Annotated in this window: 4 protein-coding genes; 1 reads left to right on the forward strand and 3 read right to left on the reverse strand. The window is 67.3% G+C overall.

Annotated elements, in window-relative coordinates:
- From P1J78_RS24245 to P1J78_RS24255, 3 genes are all read right to left on the reverse strand, one after another.
- Window positions 1-652: hypothetical protein (locus tag P1J78_RS24245; protein WP_275569945.1), on the reverse strand; the 652-nt coding region annotated here is incomplete at its 3' end.
- Between the two features lie 415 nt (window positions 653-1067).
- Complete coding sequence (locus P1J78_RS24250; protein WP_275569946.1) at window positions 1068-1544, reverse strand: hypothetical protein; 477 nt, start codon at window positions 1542-1544, stop codon at window positions 1068-1070.
- A gap of 26 nt (window positions 1545-1570) precedes the next feature.
- Window positions 1571-3208 (reverse strand): glutaredoxin domain-containing protein, encoded by a 1638-nt coding sequence (locus P1J78_RS24255; protein ID WP_275569947.1) that lies wholly within the window; start codon window positions 3206-3208, stop codon window positions 1571-1573.
- A 100-nt stretch (window positions 3209-3308) separates the two neighbouring features.
- On the opposite strand from P1J78_RS24255, the gene P1J78_RS24260 reads away from it, so the two are divergent.
- Window positions 3309-4235 (forward strand): LysR family transcriptional regulator, encoded by a 927-nt coding sequence (locus P1J78_RS24260; protein ID WP_275569948.1) that lies wholly within the window; start codon window positions 3309-3311, stop codon window positions 4233-4235.
- Window positions 4236-4489 lie beyond the last annotated feature (254 nt).

The raw sequence follows: 4489 nt of genomic DNA on the forward strand, positions 1-4489 counted from the left end.
CGACGGGGCCAGTCGGGCCGACTTTGAGGCTGAGACTCGCGTGTCCGCCGCGCGGGGTGGCCTGGCAGCGCGTCAGGTCGTAGGCGCAGATGCTGTTCGCGTCAGTGCCATTGCACCACGGGACGACCCCGATCACCTTCGCACCGGGGGCGACCGGATGAGGGAGAGCAAAATTGATCCGCTTGCCTTCGCGCGTGCCGCGCGCCACGACGATACGGTGGACGCGACCTTGGCTGATCGAGACGAGATGCACGCTCTCATGCTCGCCGGTCGCCGGATCAGCGAAGGCCACGTTGCCGCCGGAGCCGGTGAGGCTAATCATGCCGGCGAGCCAGAGGGTCGCGCCCTGCGCCTGGCGCGCCGCCGCTCCGGGCTCGACGTGCGAGGATTCCGGTGTCGTGCCGAACTGGAGCCACGCCGGATCCACGGCGAGCGTGCGGGCCAGTCCTTCGAGCTTCGGGGGGCGCGGCACCGTCTCGTCGGCGATCCATTTTCGGATGGTTTCGGTGGCGACCTTGATACCCGTGGCGCGCTCCAGCTCGTTGCGCATCCACGTCAAACGCCCTTGTCGCGTTGCCGGGGATCGCGGGTGGTTCCCGATTGCGTAGTCAAGGCGCTCGCCCAGACTGCGGAGCCTCGTCTCGAATGCCATGTTGTTTTCCCTCAAGGCCCCTCAGCCCATTTCTTTATCAAGCCCTTCGGCCCATCCTTGGGTCGAAACCTCGGCTTGGGCCCCGCCATCGTCACCATACTTCACGTTCGGTGTGAAAGACTGATTTCACCTTTCTCAAGAATAATTCGCGGAAGCAAACTTCGCAAAGACAATCGCTTAGCCTGGTAGATAGGATGATCCTATGAATACTCACGGCCGGAAAACAGTGCTGGCGCACGCCAGACGTGCCTGGGCGGCTGACGGCCGAACGGCCTCGCCGCGCGAGTTCGGGCGAACGTACGACGACGTGGATTGCACCGGCCTATTCGACTGCGCATCGGAAGCCCATTAGCGTGTCCCGCGACTTCCATCGCAGGCGATGACCTGCCACCGAACTTTCACCCAGCCGCCGTTGTCATCCGGCCGCCGACTGCAGGAGTTGCAGGAAAAGCACCGCGACGACCATGGCAAGCCCGGCGTGGTGCAGGGCCGCAAGCTCTCCGACCGACCGGCGTAGGCCGGCGTCCACATGTTCGGATCCCCGGTTTGAAACTGCCGCGATCCGCGGGCCCAGGCGTGGCAGGACATACCCAAGCCCGACCGCTAGCGTGCCGAGCTGGGCCAGCGGCAGCCAGGCCCAGCCGCTCTGCCAAGCCTGCACCAGCAGGGCGAGCGTTCCGAGCGACATCACCGACTTCATCGTCGGCGGCAGCAGGTGGATCACTCGGCGCAGCATGCCGTGAACCTCGCCTGCCACGGTATCCGGAACGTGCCAGGAGCTCGGCGCCCGCATCAGCCGCCAGACCGGACGCTCGATATAGGACAGCGTCAGGAAAATGCCGGCGGCGAAGGCAAAGCAGGCGCCGGCGAGACAGAGAATGAACGATTGCATGGCTCGGGCTCCTTTCTGCGGACCGTTCAACCTTGCACCGGCAGCGGATACCGGATTGCCAGCGTGTCGGTGTCCAGCCCGTAGCGTTGGGCGAGATCCGCCACCTCCGGCCCCATTCCGGGCGCGGTGATGGCACAGAACCGCTCCACCAGTCCGGCCAGCCCGCAGACCGTGAACAGATGCACAAGCTCCACGGGGTCGAACTGCTCGATGGCCGGCTGGATGAAGCGATGCGGCGTGGTCAGCGGCTTTTGCGCCGAGAGCCAGCCGACCCTCAGCGCCGCACGCTCGCGGCCCGAGAACACCTCGGCCCCGCCACGCCCGATAGCGGCATCGAAACACAGGCGGGCCCGCTCGACCGCGCGGCCCTTCCCGCCGCCCGCGCGAATGGCGAACGCGGCCTCGGTCGCGGCGAGCGCGTCGTGTCCCTGCGCGATAGCCGCCACCCGGCCCACCAGGTGCTTCAGTTCGGCGGGCAGACGGGAATGCGCCCGGTCGCCCATGACCTCGGCATAGAATAGCGCGTGCCGAGCGCGCAAATCCTCGGGCCAGGCCATGACCCACTCCGGCACCAGGCCAAACTCGCCCCGGAGAAACGCCTCGACGCCACCCGCCAGCGCGACGGCGGTATCGCAGCGGGCCATCATCTCGTCCATCGTGGGCCCGCCCTGCGGCAGGTCGTGGTCCAGATTGCCGGCCACGGCGTCATCGCCGACGGCGTGACGGCCATGCGCGACCCCCGCCTTCTGTTCCGAGTGGCGGGCCCAGTCTGGCTCGACATCAACGCCCGTTAGGTCGTTGAACGTGTTCAGAAACCCGAAGGCAGAGGCGATCATCGCCGTACCCATGATATTCGCCTCAGCCCCGGCGGCAGAGACACGGGCCTCGCCGGCGCGGGCGCGGATCCGACCGAGGTGATCAAAGGACACGGCGTTCGTGACGGAGTCCGCCGCGAGATCGACAAGCTCCAGCTCGAACGGACCGATGGGCGAGTCGGCGGGCGCCGCGCCTTGCCGCGCAGCTTCGATCAGGCGCGGCATCTGGGCCGACATCCCCCCCGCCGCGGCGGTCATGTGCACCTGGCAATAGTCGCAGCCCCCGGCATTCGACGTGGCGAACCCGGTAGCCATCATGACGGGCGCCCCCAAAACCTCGCGCCCCAGGCCGATGGCGCCGCGATTGTGGGCATAGACGAAGAGCTTATAGGCCTCGGGCCAGTGGTGCATGTAGGCAAAGCAGTTCGGCCAGAACCCGAAGAATTCCTTGTAGAACCGCAGGATCGGCCACTCGTCGGGCTCCTCTGAGCGGGTCCCGTCGCTTTCCGGGATGACATCGCGCAGCAGGATGTCCCGGGCCCCGTCACGCGCGCGGCTCGCCGGTACCGTGGCGGGATCGATATCGCCGACCGCGGCGTCGACAAGCGCGCGCAGGCGGCCCGCCTCGTGCAATCGGACCAGGTCCCGCGCGCCGGTCACATGGGTCTCACCGATGAAAATCTGCGGCACCGTGGCCAGCCCGGACAGGTAGACGGCCCGCGCCGCGGTATCCGCGTCAGCAGTGATGTCGTGCGCGGTATAGGAGAGGCCTTCGGCCTCCAGCACCTCGTTTGCTCGGGCGCAGTGGGGACAGTCGGGCTTGGTGAAGATGTGGATGGGTGCGGGCATGGTGCTCTCCGGTCTTTCGCGTTGAGGGGGAACATGCCCCTCGACATGCGTTTCGAAAACGGTCCATGCTGGAACAGCACGTTTCATAAATGGAACAGTCATGGCCGACTTCGACCTCGACGACCTTCATGCCTTTGCCCTGATCGCGGCCTGCGGCGGCGTCAGTGCCGCCGCCCGGCGGCACGACCTGTCGAAGGCAACCCTGTCGCGGTCGCTTGCGCGGCTTGAACGGGCTGCGGGGGCGCCGCTCTTCGACCGGCTGCCGCATGGACTGGTCTTGACACCGGGCGGCGAGATGCTGATCGAGCGCGCGAACGAGGCCCAGGCGCTACGTCAGGGGGTGGAGGATCTCTTCCGCGCCGCCGAGACGGAGCCGGCCGGCCCCTTGCGCATCGCCGGCAGCGCCATGACCGTGGACAGCTTGCTGGCCCGCAGTGTCGCGGAGCTCTCCCGGCGGTATCCTGCGCTGCGGCCCGAGATACGCGTCGCCGCGCACGGCACAGACCCGGTGACAGACGATCTCGACATTGCCGTGCGCGTCGGACGTCCAACTGCCCCGCACCTGGTGGCCCGGCGGATCGCGGTCTCGCAGCTTGGCCTCTACGCCGGCGCCGCGGTGGCGGCGGACTTGGACGCGCACCGGCCCGAAACTCTCGCCGACATGGGCCGCATCGTAGTCCGTCCGGAAACCGACACCGACGCCTGGCAATTGACTGGACCGGACGGCCAGGTTGTGCGGATCGACGGCACGCCGCGTTTCACCGTGGACGACCCGGTGGCCGCGATTGCCCTCATGAGGGCGGGAGAGGGCATGACCCTGCTGCCTCGGTTCTATGCCGATGCGCTTCTGCCGGCCAGAGCGATCGTTCCGCTCATGTCGGATCACGTTGGCCCGAAGATCGAGCTCTACGCCGCCCTGCCGCCCCGGCGATCACGCGTCCCGGCCGTTCGTGCCTTTCTTGAGGTTATTGCCCGACAGGCGCGCAGCGTCGAGCGCACGGCAGAGGCATCTGCCAACTCCGGGTAAGTAGCGGCGTGGGGAACACTCGCGAACGGCATTCGGTCAGGTTCGCGTTGAAGGGTGGATTCCGGAACTTCGCCGCATGCGCGAGCGCACCACGGGCTCCCTGCGGAAGCGGACATTCAGCCAGGCTTTCGTGGTCGGCGCCGGGATGATCGACACTGTGGGCGGAGAGCGGACCTTCGCCGCAATCTGGCCTAAGGTCCGCTTGCCTATCGTTCGCGGGTTGCAGCACGTATCCGCACTCCGTTTTCGCACAG

The sequence above is a fragment of the Psychromarinibacter sediminicola genome (assembly GCF_029168335.1).
Lineage (GTDB): Bacteria > Pseudomonadota > Alphaproteobacteria > Rhodobacterales > Rhodobacteraceae > Psychromarinibacter > Psychromarinibacter sediminicola.

What these genes read in the sequence shown, in the direction of transcription:
- P1J78_RS24250 (WP_275569946.1), bottom strand. Translation starts at nt 1,544, where the DNA reads ATGCAATCGTTCATTCTCTGTCTCGCCGGCGCCTGCTTTGCCTTCGCC.
- P1J78_RS24255 (WP_275569947.1), bottom strand. Translation starts at nt 3,208, where the DNA reads ATGCCCGCACCCATCCACATCTTCACCAAGCCCGACTGTCCCCACTGC.
- P1J78_RS24260 (WP_275569948.1), top strand. Translation starts at nt 3,309, where the DNA reads ATGGCCGACTTCGACCTCGACGACCTTCATGCCTTTGCCCTGATCGCG.